Source organism: Achromobacter sp. 1012554356, assembly GCF_059760815.1.
In genome coordinates, this window is the sequence record NZ_JCBANC010000050.1 from 20450 (window position 1) to 47332 (window position 26883).

Annotated in this window: 20 protein-coding genes; 11 read left to right on the forward strand and 9 right to left on the reverse strand. The window is 66.7% G+C overall.

What is annotated here, in order from left to right:
- Positions 1-41: 41 nt before the first annotated feature.
- From pbpC to clpS, 3 genes are all read right to left on the reverse strand, one after another.
- A complete protein-coding gene (pbpC, locus tag AC6LJW_RS22220) occupies positions 42-2252 on the reverse strand; it encodes a penicillin-binding protein 1C (RefSeq protein WP_427986597.1) in 2211 nt (736 codons plus the stop codon).
- On the reverse strand, positions 2249-7471 hold the full coding sequence (locus AC6LJW_RS22225) for an alpha-2-macroglobulin family protein (RefSeq protein ID WP_498088262.1): 5223 nt from the start codon (positions 7469-7471) through the stop codon (positions 2249-2251). The genes pbpC and AC6LJW_RS22225 overlap by 4 nt, the downstream gene beginning before the upstream one ends.
- 167 nt (positions 7472-7638) lie before the next feature.
- Positions 7639-7953 (reverse strand): ATP-dependent Clp protease adapter ClpS, encoded by a 315-nt coding sequence (gene clpS, locus AC6LJW_RS22230; protein WP_056562630.1) that lies wholly within the window; start codon positions 7951-7953, stop codon positions 7639-7641.
- 226 nt (positions 7954-8179) lie between these two features.
- Between clpS and AC6LJW_RS22235 the strand changes: the two genes are divergently transcribed.
- Together AC6LJW_RS22235 and AC6LJW_RS22240 are read left to right on the forward strand one after the other, a co-directional pair.
- Entirely contained in the window at positions 8180-8425 is a 246-nt protein-coding gene (locus tag AC6LJW_RS22235; protein WP_006220277.1) for a cold-shock protein, read from the forward strand.
- 93 nt (positions 8426-8518) lie between these two features.
- A complete protein-coding gene (locus AC6LJW_RS22240; protein ID WP_200949374.1) occupies positions 8519-9064 on the forward strand; it encodes a DUF192 domain-containing protein in 546 nt (181 codons plus the stop codon).
- Between the two features lie 105 nt (positions 9065-9169).
- Here the strand turns inward: AC6LJW_RS22240 and pcaF are convergent, their stop codons facing one another.
- From pcaF to xseA, 6 genes are all read right to left on the reverse strand, one after another.
- Positions 9170-10375 (reverse strand): 3-oxoadipyl-CoA thiolase, encoded by a 1206-nt coding sequence (gene pcaF / locus AC6LJW_RS22245; protein WP_056562633.1) that lies wholly within the window; start codon positions 10373-10375, stop codon positions 9170-9172.
- Between the two features lie 166 nt (positions 10376-10541).
- A complete protein-coding gene (locus AC6LJW_RS22250) occupies positions 10542-11936 on the reverse strand; it encodes a chloride channel protein (protein ID WP_056562637.1) in 1395 nt (464 codons plus the stop codon).
- Between the two features lie 139 nt (positions 11937-12075).
- Positions 12076-13782 carry a methyl-accepting chemotaxis protein gene (locus AC6LJW_RS22255; RefSeq protein ID WP_056562641.1) on the reverse strand — a complete coding sequence of 569 codons (1707 nt, stop codon included), beginning with the start codon at positions 13780-13782 and terminating at the stop codon, positions 12076-12078.
- Positions 13783-14058: 276 nt separating this feature from the next.
- A complete protein-coding gene (gene sodB / locus AC6LJW_RS22260; RefSeq protein ID WP_056324270.1) occupies positions 14059-14637 on the reverse strand; it encodes a superoxide dismutase [Fe] in 579 nt (192 codons plus the stop codon).
- 153 nt (positions 14638-14790) lie between these two features.
- Positions 14791-17943, reverse strand: coding sequence for an ankyrin repeat domain-containing protein (locus tag AC6LJW_RS22265; RefSeq protein ID WP_498088263.1), 3153 nt, complete (start codon positions 17941-17943; stop codon positions 14791-14793).
- Positions 17944-18096: 153 nt separating this feature from the next.
- The gene (gene xseA / locus AC6LJW_RS22270; RefSeq protein WP_056562643.1) at positions 18097-19464 is read right to left on the reverse strand and encodes an exodeoxyribonuclease VII large subunit; all 1368 of its coding nucleotides are present in this window, start codon (positions 19462-19464) and stop codon (positions 18097-18099) included.
- Positions 19465-19816: 352 nt separating this feature from the next.
- Here xseA and AC6LJW_RS22275 point away from each other — a divergent pair, with 352 nt between their 5' ends.
- The 9 genes from AC6LJW_RS22275 to AC6LJW_RS22315 form a co-directional block, all read left to right on the forward strand.
- On the forward strand, positions 19817-20440 hold the full coding sequence (locus tag AC6LJW_RS22275) for a MotA/TolQ/ExbB proton channel family protein (RefSeq protein WP_056562646.1): 624 nt from the start codon (positions 19817-19819) through the stop codon (positions 20438-20440).
- Complete coding sequence (locus AC6LJW_RS22280; protein WP_056562648.1) at positions 20437-20850, forward strand: ExbD/TolR family protein; 414 nt, start codon at positions 20437-20439, stop codon at positions 20848-20850. The genes AC6LJW_RS22275 and AC6LJW_RS22280 overlap by 4 nt, the downstream gene beginning before the upstream one ends.
- Entirely contained in the window at positions 20847-22046 is a 1200-nt protein-coding gene (gene lpxK, locus AC6LJW_RS22285; RefSeq protein ID WP_498088264.1) for a tetraacyldisaccharide 4'-kinase, read from the forward strand. Before AC6LJW_RS22280 ends, lpxK begins: the two co-directional genes overlap by 4 nt.
- A gap of 69 nt (positions 22047-22115) precedes the next feature.
- Positions 22116-22298 (forward strand): Trm112 family protein, encoded by a 183-nt coding sequence (locus AC6LJW_RS22290; protein ID WP_056562652.1) that lies wholly within the window; start codon positions 22116-22118, stop codon positions 22296-22298.
- Between the two features lie 10 nt (positions 22299-22308).
- Complete coding sequence (kdsB, locus tag AC6LJW_RS22295; protein WP_498088265.1) at positions 22309-23073, forward strand: 3-deoxy-manno-octulosonate cytidylyltransferase; 765 nt, start codon at positions 22309-22311, stop codon at positions 23071-23073.
- 91 nt (positions 23074-23164) lie between these two features.
- Entirely contained in the window at positions 23165-23821 is a 657-nt protein-coding gene (gene adk, locus AC6LJW_RS22300) for an adenylate kinase (protein WP_498088266.1), read from the forward strand.
- 134 nt (positions 23822-23955) lie between these two features.
- On the forward strand, positions 23956-24714 hold the full coding sequence (locus tag AC6LJW_RS22305) for a 3-hydroxyacyl-CoA dehydrogenase (RefSeq protein ID WP_056562661.1): 759 nt from the start codon (positions 23956-23958) through the stop codon (positions 24712-24714).
- A 234-nt stretch (positions 24715-24948) separates the two neighbouring features.
- Positions 24949-26508 carry a murein biosynthesis integral membrane protein MurJ gene (gene murJ / locus AC6LJW_RS22310; RefSeq protein WP_498088267.1) on the forward strand — a complete coding sequence of 520 codons (1560 nt, stop codon included), beginning with the start codon at positions 24949-24951 and terminating at the stop codon, positions 26506-26508.
- Between the two features lie 196 nt (positions 26509-26704).
- Positions 26705-26883: FecR/PupR family sigma factor regulator (locus AC6LJW_RS22315; RefSeq protein ID WP_498088268.1), on the forward strand; the 179-nt coding region annotated here is incomplete at its 3' end.

Sequence of the window (26883 nt, forward strand, 5' to 3'; positions counted from 1 at the left end):
GCATCGAAGCGGGCTAATACACGATTCATATTCTATGCCGATCATGGCGTAACGCCAGCGATTTCAAAAACCACACTGTCGTGCCGGCCATGTGTATCCATGACGGTTAGCGTATACCGGCCGTCGTGCGCCAGCACCAAATTAAACGGATGACCCGCGGCGCCATGACTTGCGACACGACCATCGAGCATCCACCAGACTTCGCCTTCAGCGCCCTGGACATCAACGTCCAGCGCGACTTGCCGCATGCCGGGCACGGGCCGCAGCACCGAGCCGTTGGCCACGCCACCGAGCCGCAGCGGTCCCTGGGTGGCATCGGCATAACCGGCAAACGACGGCGGCGCCGTTTCATTGAGCATCCAGGCCGCGCGCTGCTCGGGACACGTGCCCGAGGGCTCGCTGCCCAGCCTGTAACCCAGGGGCCAGCATGTCACCACCGCCTGCACCGTTTCGGGCCTGACGCGGACTTGCTGGGCGCCTTCGGGCAATGCCGCCACGATATCTTGCAGTAGCGGCGCCGCCACATTCGCCCCGAAAAATCCCGGATTCGGCGTACCGTCGGGCCTGCCGACCCATACGCCGATCGTCCATCTGTCGGTCACACCGACTGCCCAGGCGTCCCGGAAACCGAAACTGGTCCCGGTTTTCCAGGCCAGTTGCCGGCCGGGATTGCCCGACTGGTAAAACGGCCGGTCCGGGTGTCCACCGCCTTCGAGGATGTCCCGGACGATCCAGGCCGCGCCAGGACTCATCATACGGGACTCGACAAGGGGCTGCTCCGGCCTGAGACGGGGCCGCCCCGAGACACCGTCCCGGGCCAACGCGCGATAAGCGCCGACCAGTTCTTCCAATGTGGTGCCACCCCCGCCCAAAATCAAGCTCAGATTTGGCTCGGCGCCCGCGGGCATACGTAACTTCACGCCGCCTGCCAGCATAACCGAGGCAAAACTGACCGGCCCGACCCGGTCCAGCAGGTCCACGGCGGGCACATTCAGCGACCGTTGCAACGCCTGCGCCACACTGATCGGCCCCGCGAAGGCGGCCTGGAAATTGCCGGGCGCATAACCGCCGAACGACATCGGCGCGTCCATCAGCAGACTTTCCGAATGGATCAGTCCCTCGTCCAGCGCCTGGGCATACAGAAACGGCTTGAGCGTCGAGCCCGGCGACCGCACGCCGCGCACCATGTCGACGTGCGAGTACCGCGAATCGTCCGAAAAATCCGCCGATCCGGCATAGGCCTTGATCTCCAGGGAGTCGTTGTCCATGACGAGCACGGCCATCGACACCTTGGGCGGAAGGTTATCGACCCGGTCCAGCAACATTTGTTCCACCGATGCCTGCATGTCGGCGTCCAGCGTCGACGTGACAAGCGGCGGGCGGTCGCCGGCACGGCGCGCGCCGCCCGCCTCCAGCAGCAGGCGCTGGGCCGCCAGCGGCGCCAGCCAGCGCGCTCGCAGCGGCGGCGCAATGACCGTCTCGATCTTGGCGTCGGCGACCTCGGCCGGGGTCCAGCGGCCCAGTTCGGCCATACGGTCAAGCACCTTGTCGCGGGCGGCCTGGGCGGCCTCGGGGTGGCGGTCGGGACGCAGCCGCGACGGCGCCTGCGGCAAGGCAGTGAGCATGGCGGCCTCGGCCGGACCCAGATCGCGGGCCGGCTTGCCCAGCCACAGCCGCGAACCCATTTCCACGCCTTCGACGATGCCGCCCATGGGGGCATGCGTCAGGTACAGGGAAAGGATCTCGTCCTTGCTGTAGTGCATTTCAAGCTGCACGGCGCGCCACGCCTGCCGCAGCTTGGCCGACATCGTACGCGACGGCTTGCCCGCCAGTTGCGGATCGATCAGCCGCGCCACCTGCATGGTCAGCGTGGATCCGCCGGACACGATGCGGCGGTTGGTGGCCCATTGCCAGCCCGCGCGCGCAAGCGCCACCGGGTTCACCCCGGGGTGCCAGTAAAACCAGCGGTCCTCATAGGTAAGCAGCGTTTCAAGATAGCGGGGCGAGACCTGATCCGGCTGGACCGGGTAGCGCCAGATGCCGTCGCGGCTGGGATAGTTGCGCAGCGGCGTGCCGTCGGCCGCCACGACAACCGCCGCCCCGCCCGAGTCGATGGGGGGCAGCGGATACAGACGGTCGAGCGCGAATAACAACGCGGCCAGCGCTGACAACGCGCTGGCCGCGATGATGCCGCGCCGCCGCCAGCGGCGGGCGCGCGATGCGCCCGCCCCGGAAGCAGCGGCGGCGTTCAAGGACGCTTGGCGCCGCGATCGCGGATTTCGACCGTGCTCCATTGCTCACCCACGCCGCGGATTTCCGGCCGGTACATATCCTCGGCCACCGTTGACGGCACCGCGTAGCGGCCCGGCGTCACGACGCGCACCAGATAGAACACGTCCACCTTGCCACGGCCCAGCGATACCGCCGCGACGTAGCGGTCGTCGCGGAACTCGCGATGCTTGATGTTGGAATCCGACATTGCGTCGGCCACGCGGCGTCCGCCAATCGACCAGTCCTGCATCTCCGGGCTCTGCGACAGATTGAGGTTTTCGACCTCGAAGCCTGCCGGCACGCGGTCAACCAGCAGCCCGTCCGGGATGTTCTGGTTGGCGCTGGCCTGCACCCACACCACCAGCATGTCGCCGGTCTGCAGGGTGCCGCCATCCCACGGACGGCCGTCCGGACGGTACCAGCCGCGCTTGAGCTGGATGATGTCGTTGCGCGGCGCGGGGGTCGCGGTCGGGCTGCCCTGGATGTCGTATTCGACAAACAAGGACTGGCTGCCGGTGTTCTGCAACTGCGTACCCGCCAGATCCGCGGCCGACAGCGAGACCGTCTGGTCGCTCTTGCCGCCGGTCAGCGGCTTGCGCTCGCCGTTGACGGTCAGCACCGCTTCCCATGGCGTGTTCTTGCTGCCGCCCGCGGCACGCGCGGCCAGCAGCAGGGCCATCTGTTCCTGCGTGGACAGGTACGAACGGTTGCCCAGGCGGCTGGAGAGCTGCGTCAGCAGGTTTTCACTGCGCTCATGGCGCAGCTCGTACTGCGAGACCAGCGCGTAAGACAGCGCGTAGTCGCGCACGCTGCTGCCGTAATCGCCCATCCATTCGTCGTAGTAGGCGCTGCTGCGGTTGTTGATGTTGATGCCGTAGGCGCGCGCCATGGCCAGGTCGAGCGCCTGCTTCATGCGCCCTTCATCGCCCATCAGCTTGAAGGCGGCGGCCAGTTGCACCAACGGCAGCGGCGAGCGCGCGCGTTCCTGGTAGTTGTCGAAAAGCTGACGCACGGTCGACAGCGGCGCCTTTTTGTCGCGCGCCAGCACGAGTGCGGCGGTGGCCAGGCCCGCGAAGCGGCGATGGTCTTCGCGGAGCACGTTGGCGTCGCTGCTGTCGATGCGGTTGGCCTCGACGTTGCGGCGCAGGTTGGCCGACCACGTGCCGAATGCGCCCGCGCTCTGCTGCACCTGTTCCAGCAGCCAGGTCCGCGAGCGGTCCAGCGAAGCCTCGGGCACGTCGAAACCACGATCCCGGGCGTCCTGCATGAAGCCCACGGCATAGGCCGTCAGCCACACATCGCGCGAGGACGCGCCGCTCCAGAGGTTGTACGAACCGACCGAGTTGCGCATGCCCGACAGGCGGCCGATGGCGCCCGCGACCTTGGCGGCGCGTTCGGCCTCGGTGCGCGGCTTCAGGCCGAACTGCTTGGCGGCATCCTCATCCAGCATCACCCACGGCATGGTCGCGCTGATGGTCTGCTCGGTGCATCCATAGGGATAGTTGAGCAGGTCCTCGACCAGGCGGTTGACGTTGAACGGCGGACGGTTGGACACGGTCAGGCTGACGGTCGTCGAGTCCGGGTAGTAGGACGCGACCCAAGAAGCCTGCGCCGATTGCGACTCGCCCGGATTCAGGCGCAGACGCCGGACCTGGCGCTCGGGCGCGTGCGCCGGCTGCACCTGCAGCACGGACTCGCGCACGATGTGCACCGGCTTGGCGCCGCCCTGCCCGTCTACCGTCAAGCGCATCAGACCCAGGCCGTAGGAACCGGTGGTCGTCGCCGTGAAGCGCAACGTCGTGCGCTGCTTGTCTTTCAGCGTGACGGTGCGCACGCCATCAACGATGGCCAGCGGATCCAGGGCCTCGAGCTTGACCGAGATCTTCTGCTCGGCGCCGCTCAGGTTGGTGACGTCCAGCGCGATGGCGGCCTGGTCGCCCGGCGTGATGAAACGCGGGGTGTTCAGTTCCGCCACGATCGGCGCGGCCACGACCATTTCGGCGTCGGTGCTGCCGTAGTTGTCGGGCGTGAACGCCACGGCCATCAGGCGCAACGTGCCGTTGAAGTCGGGCAGGTCCAGCGGGATGTCCGCCTCGCCCTGCGCGTTGAGCGCAACGGGGCCAGAGAACAGATCCACCAGCTTGACCTTCTTGGGCAGGCTCTTGCTGTCGCCGCGCATCGCGGCGTCACCACCCCACTTCAGCTTGCCCTTGGTGCCGTCCATCTTCTCGATGAGCTTGCCGTACATGTCCAGCAATTCGGGCGCGTAGCGGTGCTTGCCGAAGAAGTAATCCAGCGGATCGGGCGTGGCGTACTGGTTGATGTTGAGAATGCCCACGTCGACCGCGGACAGCGTCACCATCGCCTGCTTGCCCTGCGCGCCGTCAACCTTGACGCGCACGGTCGTCTTGGTTTCCGGCACGGCCTTGGGCGCGGCGGTGAGCTTGACGTCCAGCTTGCGATCGGCGCTGGCGATCGGCAGGAACGCCAGGCCCAGCGCGCGGGCCGGCGTGACGCGGTCACCCTCGCTGCCCGGGCGGAACACTGCCGCAGCCACGTACAGGTCGTGACGCTTCCATTCCTTGTCGACCGGAATCTCGACCTCGGTGCCAGTGGCCTTAACGGCCACCCATTGGGACCACAGCATGCGGTCGCCTTCGACGGTGATGAGCGCCTGCCCATCATGCGGCGGCGTCAGCGTAAGCTTGACGGTGTCGCCCGGCTTGGCGGGCACGCCTTCCAGCTTCATCTGCACGCGGTCGGGACGGTTGCCCATGGCATCGGCGTCCTGCGCGTTCCAACCGGCATAGAAGCGATAGCGCATCGTCTCGCCGGTTTCCGGATCCGTGATTTCCAGACGGTAGCGGCCCCACTTGACCGGGACGGTCAGTTGGGAGCGATCGTTCAGCGCGATCTCGCGCGAGTCGACCAGTTCTTCGGTTTCGGTGTAGCCGCTGTTCCAGCCGCGCTGGTCGTCGAACCGCCAGTAGTACTGGCGCTCTTCGCGGAACAGACGCATCTGCGCCTGGGCGAGCGGTTCGATCTTGCCTTGCGCGTTGGCGCGGATCACTTCAAAACCGGCCGGCGAGTTCTCGCGTGCCACGTCGCTGTCGAACTGCGGACGGACGGCGATCAACTTGTCGGCGGGCCAGACGGTGCGCTCGATGGAGCGGACCACCGGGCGGCCGCCGGATTCCAGCAGGCTGGCCGACACCCGGACCTTCATGGGCGAATGCGTGCCGGCGGCGTTCGGGTTCACGTCGAGCTGCGCGCGGCCCTTGTCGTCCAGCGCGGACTCCGGCAGTTCGCCGAAGCTGCGGCGCGTGTCGTCGGCCACATCGCCAAAGATGAAGCCCGGCCATTGCTGGGCCAGCGCAAAGCGGTCACGCTTGACCTGGAACGTCGCCAAGAGGCGGTTGCCCGCGGCTGGCGCGCCGTACAGGTAGTCGCCCTGCACATCGACGGTCAGTTCCTCGTCGGGGGACAGCACGTCCTGGCCCGAGGTCAGCGCCATCTTCATGCGTTCGGGCAGGAACTCCTCGACCTGAAACTTCCACGAGGCATCCGGGGCGCGCGAGGACGGATCCACGCGCAGTTCCAGCAGCCACGTGCCGGTCTGCGCATCCAGCGGCAGATCGATCGCGCGCTCGACATAGCCGGGCAGATCCTTCTGCGGTTGCCACAGCGCGGTCTGCATTGTGCGGCCATCCGGACGCTTGAGGGTCGCGGTCAGCGGCGACGGCGTCAGCACGCGGCCGTCCAGGTCGCGCGGCAACACCGATACGTGGAACGTTTCGCCGGGGCGGTACAGGTTGCGGCCGGCGTAGACGAACAGGTTGTTCGCGCGCGACGCGTGGCCGCCCGTATCGAACTCGGACAGGTCCAGCGCCGGCTCGCCCAGCGCCAGCACGGTCATTTCCTTGTCGCGCGAAGCGCGGATGACGCGGGCATTGGCAAAGCTGCCGTCAAAGCGGACATGGCCCTGCGCATCGGCGGCGGCCTTGGCCAGCGGCTTGCCGGCGCCGTCCACCAGTTCAAACACGGCGCCCGAGATGGCCTGGCCGGACTTCAGCGACACCGAATACGCTTCGATGCGGTCGCTGTAGCGGCGTGCGTGCAGCCCGATGTCGCTGACATAGAAATAGGTGACTTGATATTCGTAGCGGAAACGGCCCGGCTGGCTCATGACCGCAACGTAGATGCCCGGCTCCTGCAGTTCCTTGATGCCCTCGACGGGCAGGAACGTGACATGGCGGCGATTCGGCTTGTCGTCGGTGACGAAACGGCCTTGATAAACGCTGGTCGTCAGCGAATTCAGCCGGTCCAGGTCCCAGTTGCTGACCGAGCCCTTCAGGCTGCGATTGCCGGCATAGCGCCAGTCGTTCTCGTCATAGTTGCCGTCGTCCTCGTCTTCCGAGGCGGCGGGAGTGCGACCCACGCCCAGGACAGCGTCGAAGAGTTCGGGCACGCGGTCGGGGGACACGCGCAGGAACTGCACGTCGACCTCGGGCACGTTGACCGTGGCCACCGGCAGACCGCCGTTCTGGCCAGCCGGCAGCACCACGCCGCGGCTCGCGAAGTAGAACGACGGCGGCATGGCCTGCGTGCTGACTTCGCAATGCGACGCCTCGGTCAGCGCGACCTTGTCGCCCGCGCCCGGCAGGCCCGAACGGACCGTGATGGCATAGGAGCGCTGCGGCTGCACATAGGGGAAGTACACCACGCGCGGGTTGTCGCCGACGACCCAGTTGCCCTTGAGTATCTTGCCCTTGGGCGCGGAATCGCCAGGACGCACCGAGGCCGGCTGCTGGCCCGGCGCGGCGGCCGATTCGCTGTCCTCGTCGGCCTTGCCGGCCGTGGAACCCGTATCGGTCACCTGAAGGAAAGCGTCCAGATTGCTCTTGGCATCCACCGGCTGCGTGAAGGTCACGGCCAGCGACAAGGCATCGTTGTATTGGCGAGGCTGGCAATTGAGCGCTGCGAAGGGATCTGCGGCGCCCACCGTTGCGGTGGCAGGCAGCGTTGGCGCCGCGCTGCTCGGCGCCTGCGCGGCCGTGGCGGTTGCCGTCTGCGCCGCTGGAACCGCTGCCGGACTTGCCGGCTGCTGCCCCTTGCCCATCCACCAGCCCACGCCAATGGCGCCGGCCAACACCGCGACCCCGGCTACGGCCAGCCAGGTCTTGTTGAACTTTCCACTCACGGCGAAACCTCCCCGCCCACTAGAACACAACGCTCCTTAGCGGCGGAGCTGCCGACCCGCATGTGCCGCGCGCTTCCCGTTACGCGGCAAAACCGTTCATCCCGGAACCCGGGATGCAACCGGCAGCACAACGCCGCCATTGCTGGCGGCGCTGTATTTTGTCGAAATCAAACTGGTTCCATCACGCACTGCAGCGGGTGCTGACGCGCCCGCGCATATTGTCCGACCTGCGCAATGCGCGTGGCGGCCAGGTCACGCGGGTAAACCCCGCAGACGCCTCGGCCTTCGTGATGCACTTGCAGCATGATCCGCGTCGCCTCTTCCTGATTCTTATTGAAGAATTTCTGCAGCACTTTCACGACGAACTCCATCGGGGTGTAGTCGTCGTTGAGCAGCAGCACCTGGTACATCGGCGGCGGCGCAGTGCGTGCCGGCGCCTTCTCGACGACCAAGTCATGCTGGGAATCCAAGGTAGAACTCATAGGGCGGGTATTCTATTTAAACTGGGGACGGCAACCACTCAACTTACTGAAAATTACACGCAGAAATACGTAGTATCCATACTTGACTAGGTCAAGAAAAGCGGCGCATTATCCACGCATTCTGGGGTTTTCAATTTACCGAAAATCTGCCAGGAAGCCGGAGGGGGGACAGGGGTCTAGACCACAATGCCCTTCTGTCAACATACGATTCAATGAGGCAGGCCGCATGTCTGATACGACCGCAACCGCCGTCCAAGGGGACAATCCCAAATCGACGGGCACCGTCAAATGGTTCAACGATGCAAAGGGGTTTGGCTTCATTACGCCCGACGATGGCGGTGAAGATCTGTTCGCCCACTTCTCGTCCATCCAGATGAATGGTTTTAAAACCCTGAAAGAAGGCCAGAAAGTGGCCTTCGAGATTATCCAGGGGCCTAAAGGTAAACAGGCGCTCAATATTACGGCTGCCTGAGTTACCCTTTAAAGCGCAACGGTTAGGTTGCGCCATTATGCAGGCGGGGCTTTCGGGCCCCGCCTTGTTATTTTCTTATTACTCCGCCGGGCCATGCTGAAGATTGCCGTTTTGTTTCCCATTGTTCACACGCTGTTCAAAACAACGTTTACCAAAGCATCGTCAGCGGGCACCGCGGCCGGCCGCAAGGTGTCGGTGATCGCCGCCGCAGCCCTCGCGATCGCAACCGCCGCCCTGCCCCTGCCCGCCAGCGCACAGCAACAGACTGGCCCGCAGCCGCGTCTGCCCACCACGCAACTGTCGGCCGGCATCCATATTATCCGCGCGGAAGTCGCCGACACGGACGCCACGCGGCGCGACGGCCTGATGTTCCGCAGAGAGCTGCCCGGCAACGACGGCATGCTGTTCGTCTTCGACCGCCCGGATGTGCAGTGCTTCTGGATGCGCAATACGCTGCTGCCCCTGTCGATTGCCTTTATCGCCGACGACGGCACGATCGTCAACATTGAAGACATGGCGCCCCAGACCGAAGATCCGCATTGCGCGAAAAAGCCGGTGCGCTACGCGCTGGAGATGGCGCAAGGGTGGTTCGACAAGCACGGCATCGCCGCCGGCAAAAAGCTCGACGGCCTGCCCTGAAGCTTTTCGGCAGACCATCGACGTACTGAATGACAAAGGGAGCCCGAGGGCTCCCTTGTTGTTTGCCTGGCAGCGCCATGTGCCCCGCCGGGCGTTCGACGCGCTTTACACGCGCTCGATGATCAGCGCGATGCCTTGGCCGACGCCGATGCACATCGTGCACAGCGCGTAGCGGCCGCCGGTGCGGTGCAGCTGGTTGATGGCCGTGGTGGCCAGACGCGCGCCGCTGGCGCCCAGCGGGTGGCCCAGGGCGATCGCACCGCCGTTGGGGTTCACGCGCGGGTCGTTGTCGGCGATGCCCAGTTGGCGCAGCACGGCCAGACCTTGCGCGGCAAACGCTTCGTTCAGTTCGATCACGTCCATCTGGTCCAGCGTCAGGCCGGTCTGGGCCAGCACCTTCAGCGTGGCGGGCGCCGGACCGATGCCCATGATGCGCGGCGCGACACCGGCGGTTGCCATGCCGACGACGCGGGCGCGCGGAGTCAGGCCATGGCGGGCAGCGGCTTTTTCGTCGGCCAGCAGCAGCGCGGCGGCGCCGTCGTTCACGCCCGACGCGTTGCCGGCCGTGACGCTGCCGCCTTCGCGGACCACGCCCTTGAGCTTGGCCAGCGACTCCAGCGACGTTTCACGCGGGTGCTCGTCCTTGGAGACGATGATCGGGTCGCCCTTCTTCTGGGCGATCGACACGGGCACGATCTCCGCGTCGAAGAAGCCTTCCTTCTGTGCGCGCGCGGTCTTTTCCTGGCTGGCCAGCGCGAACAGGTCCTGGTCGGCGCGGCTGATGTTGAAATCGTCGGCGACGTTTTCGGCGGTCTCGGGCATCGAGTCCACGCCGTACTGCGCCTTCATCAGCTTGTTGATGAAACGCCAGCCGATGGTGGTGTCATAAATGGCGGCGCTGCGCGAGTAGGCGCTGTCGGCCTTGCCCATCACGAACGGGGCGCGGCTCATGCTTTCCACGCCGCCAGCCAGCATCAGGCCGGCTTCTCCGGCACGGATGGCGCGCGCGGCGGTGCCGATGGCATCCAGACCCGAACCGCACAAACGGTTGACCGTGGCGCCGGGCACTTCGACGGGCAGGCCGGCCAGCAGCGTGGCCATGCGCGCCACGTTGCGGTTGTCTTCGCCCGCCTGGTTGGCGCAACCCATGATGGCGTCGTCGAGTTCTTCCCAGCGCACGCCAGGATTGCGCGCCGCGAGGGCCTTGATGGCTACGGCAGCCAGATCGTCGGGCCGCACGGAAGCCAGCGCACCGCCGTAGCGGCCGAAGGGGGTACGAATCGCATCACAGATAAAGGCATTCACGGTCATGGGAAGCTCGGAGTGAAGTGAAAGAACTCGGGATCCGACGATGTTAACGCAGCGGTTTCGCGCCAAGTTGGTGCGTGGCCAGGATGTCCGCAGCACGGACAGTGTCCAGTGGACGTTCACATTACCCGGCGCGCGCGTGCACGAAACCGGGCGGCCATGCCCGGGATCAGTGCGCTCCGGACTTGGCCGCGCGGCCCGCGTCGACGATGGCCTGACGGCGGAAACGGCCGGCCGCCAGATGGTAGAACGGCTGCGGGCAGAACTGGCGCGACACGCCCGATGCCAGCAACGATCCCACCAGCAGCCAGAAGAGCATCGGCTGGCTACCCGTCATTTCCATCACCACGACGCTTGCGGTCAGCGGCGCCTGCGTGGCGGCCGCCAGAAAGGCGGCCATCGACAGCAGCACCAGCACGCGCTGGTCGACGCCCTCGCCCGCCAGCTCCCAGATGTGATGACCGATGCCCGCGCCGGTGGTCAGCGCCGGCGTGAAGATGCCGCCGGGAATGCCCGCCCAGTACGACGCCACGGTGGCCGCCAGCTTGGCCAGACCGAAGCCGTCCGGCACCGAGTCCTTGCCGTTCAGGAGGTCGGCCGCCACGGCATAGCCGGTGCCGTACACGCTGCCTGCCGTGCACAGGCCGATCACCGCCAGGGCCAGCCCCATGACAAACGCCGTCCAGATCGGATGCGCGCGGATCCATGCGCGCCACGACTGCGGCGCCGCGCCGATCGGCCCCTTGCCCAGCAGGCGGGCGAAGATGCCGCCCAGCGCACCATTGAGCGCGGCGCAGATGACGATCCACATCACCATGTTCTGCGAGAGCGGCGCGCCGGCGAAGACGCCGAAATAAGGATTGTTGCCTTCCACCGCCACCACCAGGAAGCCGGCCGAAAGCACGCCGATCAGCACCAGCCGCTGCCAGCGCAGCACGGTGCCCCGCCCCAGTTCCTCGATGGCGAAGATCACGCCGGCCAGCGGCGCGTTGAAGGCCGCCGCCAGGCCGCCCGCGGCGCCCGCCGCGATCAGCTCGTTGGCGTGAAAGCCGCGCAACTGCAAGCCGCGGCGCTTCCAGAAATCGCCCCACGCCAGCATCAGGGCCGCGCCCACCTGCACGGAGGGCCCTTCACGGCCGATCGACGCGCCGCACAGCATGCCAAAGAATGCCAGCGGAATCTTCCACAGGCTTTGGGCCAGCGACACGAGGCTGTTCTGGCTGGGGCCCGGCGGCAGCGACAACGCGCCGATAACCTGGGGAATGCCGCTGCCAGAGGCGTTGGGCGCGAAGCGCAGCGTGAGCCAGCGCAGGGCGGCAAGCCCGAACGGCATGACCAGCAGCGCCAGCCAGCCGTTGTAGGCGACCCATTGGCGGTTCCAGGCCAGCGCCTTGTCGGCCAGATAGGTAAAGCCCAGCGACATGAGCGCCACCATCGCCGCGCCACCCAGCAGCAGCCCAAGCTGCACGCTCTTCTTCGACAGACGGTTGATCTGACGCACCTTGCGGCGCGCGACCCGGCGTGTTCGGGCGATGACGCGGCGGACGGGGTCGGGCAGACTCATGGAGGGGGACAGGGCGGCGTGGGAAGTTGCCAACCTTACCATCCCAGCCTGACCCGTAGCCGAAAGATGCAGCGTTCCGCAACCGGAAGTTTGGATGGGAACGGCCGTCAACGGCCGTCCATCGCCGCGCGGCCGGACCTCAGAATGACGACCAGTCGTCCTGCGAAGCGCTCGCCAGCGCAGGCCGCGACTGCGCCGCACGGGCTGCCGGCGCGACGGGCTTGCGCACCGGCGCGCGTTCGGCCGGCATCAGCCGGGCCTGCGGCTGCGCCGCCGACCCGCCGCTTGCATCCACCTTGAAACGGCGCACTTCCTGCGCGAGACGCGTGGCTTGCTCCTGCATGCTGGCAGCGGCGGCCGCGGCTTCTTCGACCAGGGCGGCGTTCTGCTGGGTCACCGTGTCCATCTGCGAGACGGCCTGGTTCACCTGACCGATACCGGTCGATTGCTCTTCCGATGCGCCCGAGATCTCGCGCACCAGCGTCGCGACCTGACGTACGCTGTCGACCACTTCGCGCATCGTGCGTCCGGCCTCGTCGACCTGACGCGTGCCACCTTCGACGCGCGTCACCGACTCGTCGATCAAGGCCTTGATTTCCTTGGCCGCCACCGCGGAACGCTGGGCCAGCGTGCGCACCTCGCCCGCCACGACCGCGAAGCCGCGGCCCTGCTCGCCCGCGCGCGCCGCTTCCACGGCCGCATTGAGCGCCAGGATGTTGGTCTGGAATGCGATGCCGTCGATCACGCCCGTGATGTCGGCGATGCGGCGCGAGCTGTCCGAGATCGCGCTCATGGTCTGCACCACGCCCTCGACAACCTCGCCGCCGCGCACAGCGACGGTCGACGCCTGGCTGACCAGACGGTCGGCCTCGCTGGCATTGTTGGCGTTCTGCTGCACCGTGCTGGTCAGTTCTTCCATCGATGCAGCGGTTTCTTCGAGCGAGGATGCCTGCTCTTCCGTGCGCTGCGACAGGTCGGCGTTGCCCTGCGCAATCTGCGACGACGCCGAGGCGATGTTCTCGCAGCCGTCGCGCACGTCCTTGACGATGCGGGCCAGGCTTTCATTCATGGCCTTGAGCGCGCCCATCAGGTCGCCGGTCTCGTCGCGCGTGACCACACGGATATCGGTGGTCAGGTCGCCCGCGGCCACCTGCCGTGCCGCCGACACAGCCTCGCCCAGCGGACGCACGATGCCGCGCGTCACCAGCCATCCCAACAGCATGCCGATGGCCACGCCCGCGATCGCCAGGGCGATCATGATGGCGCGAACCGTGTTGTAGAGCGCCGTGCCTTCCGCCACCGAGCGCTCGGCGACCTTTTCCTTGCTGATGGCCAGGTTGGTCATCAGGTCATCGAGCTTCTGCGACGAGGCGATGACACGCTTTTCGATATCGGCCACGCGCGGATCGGTCTGGGTCATGGGCTGCGACTTGGCCGCATCGAAGAACGCGGCAGCCTCACGCTTCCACACCTGCTCGGTTTCACCGAACTGGGCCAACAGGCTTTTGGTCTGTTCTTCGTAGAAGTTCGCGGCAGCCTTCTCGCGCAGCACATCCATGTTCTTGACCGCGTCGTCAAACTGCTTGCGCAGCGCCTGACGCTCCTGGTCGGTGGACGCGCCCAGGTATGCATTGCGCGCGCGTCCTGCGTAGATCAGATTGATGTTGGCTTCCTTCAGATCCGAAATGCCGCGCAGTTCGGTGTCGTAAAGCCTGTCGTTCATGTCATTGATGCGCGCCAGCCCCCACACCCCAAAGGCCCCGATCGCACCGCCTATTACCGCCACCAGCAAAAACGCCCCTGTCAGGCGAGCGCCGATGCGCATCCCCGAAAATAACCGCAACATGCTTCCCTTCCCTGTGATTGCCCCGGCTTTTGCGGTCTTGCCGCAGCCATGTGCTCCGGGGTGCAGCCGCTGACCGTGGGCAACGATAGCGACGTTTCGGTAAGGGCTTACCCTGAAGAAAAGCCAGTTCCCGCGTCAGTTCCGTGTAATGAACGCGACAATCGACAGGGTTTTCGAAACTGACTTTTTCCTGAACAAAAAGAAAACCCCTCGCCGGGGCGAGGGGTTGAATTCAGGGCTGCGGCGCAGAGGCCGCATGCATGCCGGAACCGCCGATCAGGCGAAGTTCTTGGCGGCGAAATCCCAGTTCGCCAGGGCCCAGAAGTTTTCGAGGTACTTGGGACGCGCGTTACGGTAGTCGATGTAGTACGCGTGTTCCCAGACATCACAGGTGAGCAGCGGCTTGTCGGCCGTCGTGAGCGGGGTGGCCGCGTTGCTGGTGTTGACGATGTCGACCGAGCCGTCGGCCTTCTTGACCAGCCAGGTCCAGCCCGAACCGAAGTTGCCGGCAGCCGACTTGTTGAAGGCTTCCTTGAAGGCGTCGAAGCTGCCCCACTTGGCGTTGATGGCGTCAGCCAGCGCGCCCGTCGGTGCGCCGCCGGCCTTGGGAGCCAGGCTGTTCCAGTAGAACGTGTGGTTCCAGACCTGGGCTGCGTTGTTGAAGATGCCGCCCGAGGACTTCTTCACGATGTCTTCCAGCGACAGCGTTTCGAATTCCGTACCCGGGATCAGGTTGTTCAGATTCGTGACGTACGTCTGGTGATGCTTGCCGTAGTGGAACTCCAGCGTTTCCTTGGAGATGTGCGGCGCCAGAGCGTCGAGTTCGTAAGGCAGGGGGGGAAGAGTATGTGCCATGTGATGGTTCCTTCTGTTGAGAGCACGATCAAGCCGGACAATTGTATCGGCAACTCCCGAGGATACCGTGTTAACCCCGCGCTGGCGCGGGGTTAACAGGCACATGCTTATGACCCTGCGTTGTTGCGCCCGCGCGCGGCGGCGCGCATGGCGTCACTTCACGTAACGCAGCTCCCGCCCGCTGCCGGTCTCGACCAGCGCGCCGTCCTTATCCATGATCAGGACCTTGTGCAGCGGCGCGCTGGCCGCGGCGTCGGGCACGTCGACGTCGATGCGCACGGCGCGGGTGGCGGGGTCGATGCGGGCGACATCCACGTCGTGCCAACGTCCGCCCGACGGCACCGGCACGAAGACGGCCAGCGCCTTCAATGCGCCCGCCGCGATGGGAACGGAGACGCCGTCCGCCCCTTCAGATTGGCGTGGCCCGCCGCCGTAATCCTGATCGGCTGAGGACATCGCCACGTCGATGCTGACCGGACGGCCACGGTGATAGACGCGCACCGTCAGCATGCCGGGCTCGGCCGGCCTGTTGCCGGCGCGTGTATCGGTGCGTGTATCGGCGCGCACGTTCGCAATGGCGGTGTACGGCCGCAGCGGCGGCGTGTCCAGGAAGACCTGCTTACCATCGGTGCGCCAGGCCCCGCGCGCATTGATGTCGACCGCGCCATAGCTCAGGAAATATTCGAAGTTGCCGTCTTCCAGAAGCAGCAATTCGCTGCCCACTTCCCGCACGCCACGCAGGTAGTAGTGCCCCGGCACGCGCAGCGCTTCGGATGACTTGCTGGTGGCCTTGGCGCCCACGCGCCGGCCTTGCGCGGGCGGCGGCGCGCAGTCCGCCTGCAGCGTGATGCCCGCATCCTGCAGGACGCGGGCGAAGGCCGGATCGGATTGGCAGGCAAGCGCCGTGCGGAACGACTGGCCCGACGGCGCCACCGCCGCGTCGAAGCGCGCGTGGTGCTGAGCCAGCAGGGACAACATGGCGGGTTGGCCGGTTTCAAGTGCGATCCACGCAGGACCGCGGCCCGCGCCGTCGTCGGCGTCAGGGCTTGCGCCGGCATCGAGCAACGCTTGGGCGAGGTCCCGGCGGCCCAGCCGGATGGCCACGTTCAGCGGCGTATCGCCATCGGCCAAAGGCGCATCCAGATCGGTGCCCGACTCCTTCAACTGGCCCAACACCTGCACCACCGTGTCATGCCGCGCGGTGATCAATTGCCGGCTCTGCAGCAGCATCGACACGATGCGCTCGGGCAAGGGGCGCCCATCGCGCGCGCATGACGATGGCTGGCCGGTGAAGCCGGCTGCGTGCAATGCCGCAAAGTAGCCAGGCTTGTCGATCAGCACGAACTCCCCGTTGTCTGGCATGCACGCTTGCGCAACCGGCTGGCGGTTCGCCGCGCTCACGCGGCGCACCGTTTCCATGTCGCCGGACACCACGGCCGCGTTGAGCAGCGCGTACGGTTTGGGCGCGACCGGCAGCCGCGGGTCGTCCAACCGCGCACCGGCGCGCAGCAGCCGATCCAGCATGGCGGTGTCCTGACGGCCGATCAGCCAATACAGGGCGCTTTCGCCGTCCGGCGCGATGGCGGCGGGGTCGGCGCCCTTGGCCAGCAATGCATCGACGACCGCGACCTGGCCGGACGTTGCCGCCAACAGCAGCGGCGGCGTGCCGCGCGGATCGTCCATGGCCATCGGCAAGCCGTCACCGCCGGTTGTTTGCGCTGACGGACCCACGGGCGGATTCACCGGCACGCCCGCGTCGATCAGCATCATGGCCATCGCCGTATCGCGGCTTTCGAGAGCCTGGCGAATGGCGCTTGCGTCCAGCGTCTTCATGTCGAATCCCGCGTCCGCGAACATGCGCAGCACCGCCGCGCCCTGCCCGCCCGGCTGCCGCAACAGTTGCGCGATGGGCGAGTCGGCAGGGTTCTGCAGCGCCGCGCGCAGGGCGTCGGGTTTCATCGCGGCCAGCAGGGTGCGCAACAGCGTTGTGTCTCCGGCCCGCACCGCAACCTCCAGCGCTGACCGGCGGTCGTACCCTTCGCGCCGCAAGCCCGGATCGGCGCCCCCGGCCAGCAGCGCCTTGACGGAGTCGGACTGGCCGGCTTCGACGGCATCGGCCAAGGGTGTGTTTCCATGCGGCTCGGCGGGATCGCCGTCAACCGGCGCACCCAAAGCCAGCAGGCGCTGCACTGTCTGCGTGTCGCCGCGCTGGGCGGCCAGATTCATGATGGGACGGTTGTTCATCTGAGGCTTGGCGAAGATCAGGCCGCCCGAGCCCACTTGCGGGCCGCGTTGCGCGAAGGGCATGCCCGCGCGCAGCAGTTGTTCGGCGATTGCGGGATGCCCGCCTTCGACCGCCGCTTGCGCCGCATCCAGCCAAACGTCGCGATCCCGGGTTTCGCCGTACGCCGTGGCCGGGATCGTGCGCGGCCCCTGGTCCATCAGGTACGACACCGCCTGCGCATCGCCCTCGTAGGCGGCGAACGCCAGGGCGGTCAGTTCCTCTTCATAGGCGGGCTGGCTGCCGGTCGCGGCCAGCGCTCGCAGGGCTTGCCCGCCTTCCGTCAATTCCACCAGAGGCAGCCAGGACAGGAAGTCCGCCGCAGGCCGCGCTTTGCCCTGTCCGTCCTTGAAAACACTCGTCGCGGTCTTGTCGGCCGCATCGAGCGCCGCATACGGGCGGCTGGCGCCGGCGCCGAACAAGGCCACCACCATGCGCGTCAGGTTCTTGCGATCGACAAGGCGCGGCAGGTACGTCATGCGCACCGCGAATTCGAAATCGCGGTTCAGCAGGAATTCCAGCGGCGTGTCGTTGGCGTCGCCACGCTGATCGGGGTTGGCGCCCGCGGCCAGCAACGTTTCCATGATCTCGGGCGTGCCATACAGCAGCGCCAGGTGAAGCGGCGGCCGGCGCGAGTCGTACGTAATGTCGTTTAGTCCCGGCTTGGTGGCCAGCAGCGCGGCCAGCATGCGCGCGCGGACCGGCAGGTTGGCCTCGTGGGCCTTACGCAGCCGCGCCGCGTCTTCCGGCGTCATATCCCAATACACGTACTGCGATCGCAGGCTGCGAGTCGGCATCAGCACGGCGTGCAGCAAGGGGACGCCGTCCAGAGCGTAATCGCCGGGCCGCGCCACCTGCGCCAACGCGGCCAGGAATGCCGCCTCATCGTTGCGGCTTACCGCTGCGAACAGCGCCTCGGTCTGCGGGGTGTCGGCTTTCTTGTATTCGCGGTACGGCGACGCGCAGTTGCAATCGGCGGCTGCGGATGCCGCCGGGGAAACGGCTGCGTTTTCCGCATGGGCCACGGAGCCAACTCCAGATGCCCATATCGCCGCGGCCAGACCGGTGGCCGCCCATTTCAGATTTCTGTCGTGGAACATCCTGCCGCCATGGTTTGGGTGGAAAGGATTTGCGGCGACCGAGCCGCACGCCGCCCCAGTCGGGGGCTCGCGGAAAAATCAGCTTGGGTCGCGCGTGGTACGGGTGGTTTGCACCTGAACCTGCGCGCCGCCCTGCGCGAAGCTCAGGTCCAGCGGCTGGCCCGCCGATAGCGCGGCCGCGTCACGAACAATGCGGCCTTCCGCGTCGCGGGCGATCGCGTAGCCGCGCGCCAGCGTGTTGCCGGGATCCAGGGCGCGTAGCTGCGCCGAGGCGGCGGCAAGCCGATTGCGCCGCTGCACCAGCAGGCGGGCATGGGCCTGCCCCAATTGGCGCACGGCGCCAGCCAGACGTTCGGCTGCCCGGCCGGTATCCGGCACGCGATGGCTGAGGCGCTGCGCCAGCAGATTGACGCGCGCGGCGCGCCGGCCTTGCGGCGCCGACCAGGCCGAGGCCAGGCGGTATTGCAGGCTGTTCAGTCGTTCGCGCTGGTGTTGCAGGCGTTGCGCCGGGGACACCAGTTGCGCGGTGGCGCGATCCAGGCGCTGCGCCGCCCGCTCCAGCCGGCGCTGCTGGCCGCGCACCATGGTTTGCAGGGACTGCATGACGCGGCCAAGCAGTTCGGCGCGCGGCGCGCACGCCAGTTCAGCCGCAGCGGTGGGCGTGGGCGCCCGCAGGTCCGACACAAAGTCCACGATGGTGAAGTCGGTTTCGTGGCCGACGCCGCTGATGACGGGAATCTCGCTGACCGCCACCTGGCGCGCCAGGTCTTCGTCGTTGAAGCTCCAGAGGTCTTCGATGCTGCCGCCGCCCCGTACCAGCAGCAGCGTATCGACTTCGGCCCGCTCGTTGGCCAGACGCAACTGCGCGGCCAGCTTGTTGGCGGCGTCCGCCCCCTGAACCGGGGCCGGATAAATGATGACCGGCACCTGCGGCGCGCGCCGGGCCAACGCCGACAGCACGTCGCGCAGCGCCGCCGCGTGCAGCGAGGTGATCACGCCGATTGCGCGGGGAAGAGGGACAGGCTCACGTTTGCGGGCCGGATCGAACAAGCCTTCGGAGGCCAGTTGCTCTTTAAGCCGCAGAAAGGCCTCGTACAGATTCCCTAATCCTGCCCGCCGCATGGCGTCAGCCTGGAGCTGATAGTCGCCCCGCGGTTCGTACAGGGAAACGCGGGCCCGGATCTCGACCTGGTCGCCCGCTCGGGGGACGAAGCCCACCGCGCTGGCGCGGCTGCGGAACATGACGGCCCGCACGGAGGCCCGGCTGTCCTTGAGCGTGAAGTACCAATGCCCGGACGCGGCTTGCGTGAAGTTGGAAATCTCGCCGCGAACCCACAGCGCCGGGATGCTGCGCTCCAACAACTGCCCCACTGCTTGGTTTAGCTGGGCAACTGTAAGGATTTCCCGCGCAAATGCGTTGTTTGTGACTGGGAGCTCAATTGTCATGGGGCTTTCCGATGCGAACCTGTCCACAGGGCAGGCGTAGCGGGGCGCAATGATACCGCGTCCGCAGAAATTTGCACGAACTGCCCAGAACGCCAGCAAATTCGGTGCAAGCCATTGATTTCAATGAATTTTTATAGGGAACAGCAGTGCGCGCAATTGAAGCAAACAAGCGCAAGCCCCGTGCCCATAAGCCTTCTGGCTGAGTTCTACACAGAATTATCCACAGATTCTGTGGATAATTTGGGGATCCCCCTGCCTTGCCACATGCGCGCCGCACCGTTACAGTTTCGGCTTATTCAGATGCCACTGCGCGCCGCTTGCGGCGCCTTCGGCTCCTCAGGAGTTGACCGCTTTGCTTTCCATTCTGCGCGAGGCCGGCTGGCCTATCTGGCCCCTGCTGGCGACATCCGTGCTGGGGTTGGCGCTGATCTTCGAGCGCTTCCTGTCCCTGCGCCGGAACCTGGTGATGCCGCGCGGCCTGAACGACCAGGTCGCCGAGATGCTGCGCAACCACCAGGACACGGCGGAATCGATCCACCGACTGGAACGCAATTCCCCGCTGGGCCGCGTGCTGGCTGAAGTGATGCGTCACCGCCACCTGCCGCGCGAAGAACTGCGCAACGTGGTCGAAGACACCGGCCGCGCCGTTGCGCATGACCTCGGCCGCTACATCTCCGCCATCGGCACCATCGCCGTCGTCGCCCCGCTGATGGGCCTGTTCGGCACCGTTGTCGGCATGATCGAAATCTTCGGCTCCTACACCCCCGGCGGCGGCGACCCCGCCCAACTGGCGCGCGGCATCTCGATCGCGCTTTACAACACCGGTTTCGGCATTCTGATCGCCATTCCCGCCATGATCGCGCACCGCTATCTGCGCGGTCGCGTGGACGGTTACCTCAACGCCATGGAACAGGCCGCGTCGCGCCTGATCCGCGCGCTCTCGCCCGCGCGCGCCTCCCGCGAGGCCCGTCCATGAATTTCCGCGGTTCCCGGGGCGACCGCGATGAGCTGGACATCAACCTGATCCCGCTCATCGACGTCCTGCTGGTCATCCTCATCTTCCTGGCGGCCACCACGTCGTTCACCCGCTTCACGCAGTTGAAGGTGACGTTGCCGCAGGCGTCGTCCGAACAGGACACGCCGCCCGCGCTGGAAGTCGCGGTCAGCCAGGATGGCCGCTACGCCTTGAACGGCACCCTGATCGACGTGTCCACCCCGCCCGAAATCGCCGAGGCCTTGCGCCAAGCCGCAGCCGGCAAGACCGAGCCGCTCATCATCATCAATGCCGACGCCCAGGCCACCCATCAGTCCGTGATCAACATCATGGAAGCCGCGCGCCTTGCGGGCATCGGCCGCGTCAATTTCGCCGCCCAGACCAACCGTTGAAAACCCGACGCGCATCACTGCTGGCCCGCCAATGGCAGCGCGGCGGCTGGCTGTCCACCGCCCTGCGCCCGCTGTCCGCGCTGACCGCCTGGGCGGTCGAGCGCAAGCGCGCGCGCTATGCCAGCGGCGCCAAGGTGTCCTACCGGCCGCCCGTGCCCGTGGTCGTGATCGGCAACATCTACGTGGGCGGCACGGGCAAGACGCCCATGGTGATCGCCACCGTCGAGAACCTGCGGGCCCGGGGCTACACCCCGGGTGTGGTCAGCCGAGGCTACGGTGTGAAGGTCGGCCCGCATCCGCGTGTGGGGCTGGGCGACCTGGAAGCCGCCCGCTTTGGCGACGAACCGGCGCTGATCGCCCGCGCCACCGGCGCGCCCGTGTGCATCCACCCCAAGCGCGCGCGCGCCGCCCAAGTCTTGCTGCAGGCCCATCCGCGGGTGGACGTCATCGTCTCGGACGACGGCCTGCAACACCTGGCCCTGGCGCGTGACATCGAAATCGTGGTGCAGGACCAGCGCGGCGTGGGCAACCGGCGCCTGCTGCCCGCCGGCCCGCTGCGCGAGCCCGCCAGCCGGCTGGCCGACGTGGACGCCGTGGTCACCAATATCGGCACGCCGGGCAATTCTCTTGCGGTGTCTGACACCCTTGAGGCACGTTCGCGGCATGACGGACGGCTGCTTGCGGTGTCTGACACCCTTGAGGAACCGTCACAGCCTGACGGCCGGCTCCCGAGGGTGTCAGACACCGCAAGCAGCCGTCCCCGCCAGGTCCAGATGTGGCTTGAACCCGGCCTGGCGCGCCATATCGGGGGACACGCCACACAGCCGCTATCGGCCTTTGCCGGCCAGCCCCGCATCGCGGCGGCGGCCGGCATCGGCAATCCGGAGCGTTTTTTCGCCACCTTGCGGGCAGCCGGCATCACGCTGTCCGCGACGCTTCACCTGCCAGATCACCACGACTACGCCACGTCACCCTTCCAGGCGCTGGACGCCGACGTCATCCTGGTGACCGCCAAGGACGCCATCAAATGCGACGCCTTGAACGATCCCCGGCTGTGGGAAGTGCCGGTGCAGGCCGCGTTCTCCGACCCGGAGCTCTTTGACTGGCTGGCCGACGCGCTGCGCGCTTGCAAAGAGCGCCCGGTCAGTGGCCAGAACGGCGGCGGCAAAAACCGGGGCCGCAACCCGGCCGCGTAACGGGCGGCTTGCTGCAACCCCGACGCGCCGCGCGCTGTCAGGCGGCAAAACTGTTTTAGAATCCCGGTCATGGAATCCCGCCTTCTCGACATCCTCGTTTGCCCCTTGTGCAAGGGCCGCCTCGAACACGACCGGCAGCAGGCCGAACTGGTCTGCCGTGCGGACCGGCTGGCCTTCCCGCTGCGCGACGGTATTCCGGTCATGCTGGAATCCGAAGCCCGCGCGCTGGACGACGCCGCCGCCTCCCGCTGAACGCCGCATCGTGAGCTTCATCGCCATCATCCCGGCGCGCACCGCCTCGACCCGGTTGCCCGACAAGCCGCTTGCCGACATCGCTGGCAAGCCCATGGTCGTGCGCACCGCCGATCGCGCCGCGCTGTCGCGCGCCTCGCAAATTTTCATCGCCACCGATGACCTGCGCGTGCAGCAGGCTGCGCAGGCGCACGGCCTGCGCGCCCTGATGACCCGCGGCGACCATCCCACCGGCACCGACCGGCTGGCCGAAGCGGTCGAGCAGCTTGGCCTGCCCGACGACGCGATCGTCGTGAACGTGCAGGGCGACGAGCCCCTGATCGAACCCGAACTCATCGACGCGGTGGCGGCCAAGCTGCAGGCCTATCCGCAGGCCGACATCGCCACCTGTGCATGCCCCCTGGCGGATGCCGAGGCTCTGTTCAATCCCAACGTCGTCAAGCTGGTCTGCGCCGCCGACGACCGCGCGCTGTATTTTTCGCGCGCCCCCATCCCCTGGGCCCGGGACGCGCTGGCCGGCGGCGAACGCGTGCTGGCGCAGGGCCTGCCCGCCTGGCATCACATCGGCCTGTACGCCTACCGCGCGTCGTTCCTGCGCCGCTTTCCGACGCTGCCGCAAGGCGCGCTGGAACGCTTTGAATCGCTGGAGCAACTGCGGGCCATGGAACACGGCCACGTCATCGTCGTCCATCGGGCCTCGACGCCTCCTGCGGGCGGGGTAGATACCCCGGCCGATCTTGATCGCGTCCGCTTGATCTACAGCAATCAGATATAAGGGTTATTTCGCATGGCGCAGCCCCGCATTGGCTGCTGCGTTGCGGCATAATCCCCCGGATCACAAAAAATAAACCCCTTCAGGAGCACTCATGCGTCTCATCTTGCTCGGACCCCCCGGCGCCGGCAAAGGCACCCAGGCCGCGTTTCTAACGCAGCACTTCGGCATTCCCCAGATCTCCACCGGCGACATGCTGCGCGCCGCGGTGAAAGCGGGCACCCCGCTGGGTATTGAAGCCAAGAAGGTCATGGACGCCGGCGGCCTGGTTTCCGACGAGATCATCATCGGCCTGGTGCAAGACCGCCTGACGCAGCCCGACTGCGCCAACGGCTACCTGTTCGACGGCTTTCCCCGCACCATCCCGCAGGCCGACGCGCTCAAGAGCGCCGGCGTCAAGCTGGACTACGTCGTGGAAATCGCCGTCCCCGAAGAAGACATCATCGAACGCATGAGCGGACGCCGCGTGCACCAGTCCAGCGGCCGCAGCTACCACGTGCGCTTTAACCCGCCCAAGACCGAAGGCAAGGACGACGTCACGGGCGAAGAGCTGGTCCAGCGTGACGACGACCGCGAGGAAACCGTGCGCCACCGCCTGTCGGTATACCGCGAGCAAACGCGTCCGCTGGTCGATTACTACTCTGCCTGGGCGCAGCAAGATTCCGCCGCTGCCCCGAAATACCGCAAGATCTCGGGCGTGGGCGCCGTCGACGAAATCAAGTCGCGCCTGTTCGAAGCCGTTCAAAGCTGATCGGCGCCTCGATGGCCCAAAGGCCTTCGGCGCCGGCCGGACGCAGCGCGTCCCGGCCCTGGCCCGAAGGCCTTGTTGCATCCGGCGCCCGGCGCGCCGCCTTCCTTCCCTTGAACTGATCTGGTGGTACACACATGGAAATCGCGAACAAGGTATTCATCGTTACCGGCGGCGCATCCGGCCTGGGCGCCGGCACCGCCCGCATGCTGGTTGAACATGGCGCCAAGGTCGTCATTGCCGACCTGCAGGACGAGCCGGGCGAAGCGCTCGCCAAGGAACTCGGCCAGCGCTACGTGCACTGCGACGTCACGCAGGAAGCCGACGGCAAGAAGGTCGTGGCCGCCGCGCTGGAACTGGGCGCGCTGTTTGGCCTGGTCAACTGCGCGGGCGTCGCCCCCGCCGCCAAGATCGTCGGCAAGAACGGCGCACACCCGCTGGAGCTCTTTCAGAAGGTCGTGTCGATCAACCTGATCGGCAGCTTCAACATGATGCGCCTGGCCGCCGAGGCCATGAGCGCCAACACGCCCGAGCCCACCGGCGAACGCGGCGTGATGATCAACACGGCGTCCGTCGCCGCCTTTGACGGCCAGATCGGCCAGGCGGCCTATGCCGCTTCCAAGGCGGGCGTGGCGGGCATGACGCTGCCGATCGCGCGCGACCTGTCCAAGACCGGCATCCGCTGCATGACCATCGCGCCGGGCATCTTCGGCACCCCGATGATCTTCGGCATGCCGCAAGAAGTGCAGGACTCGCTGGCCGCCAGCATCCCCTTCCCCGCGCGCCTGGGCCGCCCGGAAGACTACGCCAAACTGGTCCACAGCATCATCACCAACGACATGCTGAACGGCGAAACGATCCGCCTGGACGGCGCCATCCGCATGCCGCCAAAATAATGCCCCCACGCTTCACCCGCTGCGCGGGTTCTCTGCCCCCCGAGGGGGCGCTTTTCCCCTTGGGGCGGCCCGGCGGGGAAAGTATGCCCCCACGCTTCACCCGCTGCGCGGGTTCTCTGCCCCCCGAGGGGGCGCTTTTCCCCTTGGGGCGGCCCGGCGGGGAAAAGGCCTTCTTGCGGGCAGGGGCAGGTTCTTTACAGTTGCTGGCCCGCGTTTCTCTTCAGTAGTCCACCCATGAGCCTGTTCCGTTCGGCGGCCACGGTCAGCAGCTTTACGTTGCTGTCCCGCATTTCCGGCCTGATCCGCGACATCCTGGTGGCCCGCGCCTTTGGCGCCGGCCCCATTACCGATGCCTTCTGGGTCGCTTTCCGCATTCCCAATCTGCTGCGCCGCCTGTTCGCCGAGGGCGCCTTCGCTCAGGCCTTCGTGCCCATCCTGGGCGCCGCGCGCAACAACCGTTCCGAAGAAGAAGTCCGCACGCTGCTCGACCGCGTGGCCTTGCTGCTGACCGCCGCATTGATGCTGGTCACGCTGATCGGCATCGTCGCGGCGCCCTGGGTGGTGTCGGCCATGGCCAGCGGCCTGCGCGGCGCGGCGCGCGACACCGAATTTGGCGCGGCGGTCTGGATGACGCGGATGATGTTTCCCTACATCCTCTGCATGTCCCTGATCGCCTTCGCGTCCGGCGTGCTCAATACCTGGCGGCGCTTTGCGGTGCCCGCCTTCACGCCCGTGCTGCTGAACCTGTCCATGATCGGCGCCTGCATCTGGCTTGCGCCGCGCATGGACGTGCCGGTCTACGCGCTGGCCGTCGGGGTCATGATCGGCGGCGTGCTGCAGTTGGCCGTGCAATGGGTGGCCCTGGCGCGCCTGGGTCTCACGCCGCGCTTCTCGCTGCGCTTCCGGCAGGCCTGGGCCGATCCCACCGTGCAGCGGATTCTCAAGCAGATGGCGCCCGCCACGCTCGGCGTGTCGGTGGCGCAGATTTCGCTCCTGATCAACACCAATATAGCGACGTGGCTGACGCCTGGCAGCGTGACCTGGCTGTCGTTCGCCGATCGCCTGATGGAATTCCCCACGGCGCTGCTGGGCGTGGCGCTGGGCACCGTCCTCTTGCCCAGCCTGTCCGCAGCGCATGCCCGCGACGACCACGGCGGCTACAGCGCGCTGCTCGACTGGGGCCTGCGCCTGGTGCTGCTGCTGGGCCTGCCCGCTGCGGTGGGCATGGCCATGCTGTCGGACGGGCTGGTCGCCACGCTGTTCCATTACGGCGCCTTCAGCGCGCAGGACGTGCTGCAGACGCGCTTGGCCGTCGTCTCCTATTCGGCCGGGCTGATCGGCCTGCTGGCGGTCAAGATCCTGGCCCCCGGGTTCTACGCCAAGCAGGACATCCGCACGCCCGTGAAGATCGCCATCGCCGTGCTGGTGGTGACGCAGTTGCTGAACGTGCTGCTGGTGCCGACGCTGGCGCATGCGGGACTCGCCTTGGCCATCGGACTGGGCGCCTGCCTGAACGCCCTGGCGCTGCTGATCGGGCTGCGCCGCCGCGGCGTCTACGTGCCCGGCGCCGGCTGGACGGTGTTTGCCTTGCGACTGGTGCCCGCGCTGGCCGGGCTGGCGGCGCTGCTCTGGTATGCGGACACGCGCATCGACTGGATTGCGCTGCAGACGCATGCCGGCCAACGCGCCCTGTTGCTGGCCGGCGTGCTGGCGGCAAGCGGCGTGGTGTACTTCGGAATGTTGTTACTGTTTGGATTCCGACTCAGGGATTTTGGACGACGTCCTAAGCAGTAATTCCGCCCGTTCGGGCTACATTGCCTTCAAAAAGCCGGCCAAACGCCGGCTTTTGGCATTAATTTCGTCAAGAATTGACAACCACCCCGTAATCTTTGGTAAAAAACCTTTATGATTTAAAAATTGCCACTGAGAGGACCCCCTGTAGGCCCCTGCCTGCGGGAAGCATGAATTGAAGTACGCCCAAGGACAACCCATGGCGGACCAGGTGATCAATTGGCTGCTGTTGCTGCGCTCCGGCAAGGCAACGGCCCAAGACTACAACGACTTCCTGGCTTGGCGAGCGGCCGATCCTGTCCATGAAAACGCCTGGCAGCAACTGACGGGCACCCTGGCAGGATCGTCGTTCGGCCGGCTGGGCGACGCCTACGCCAC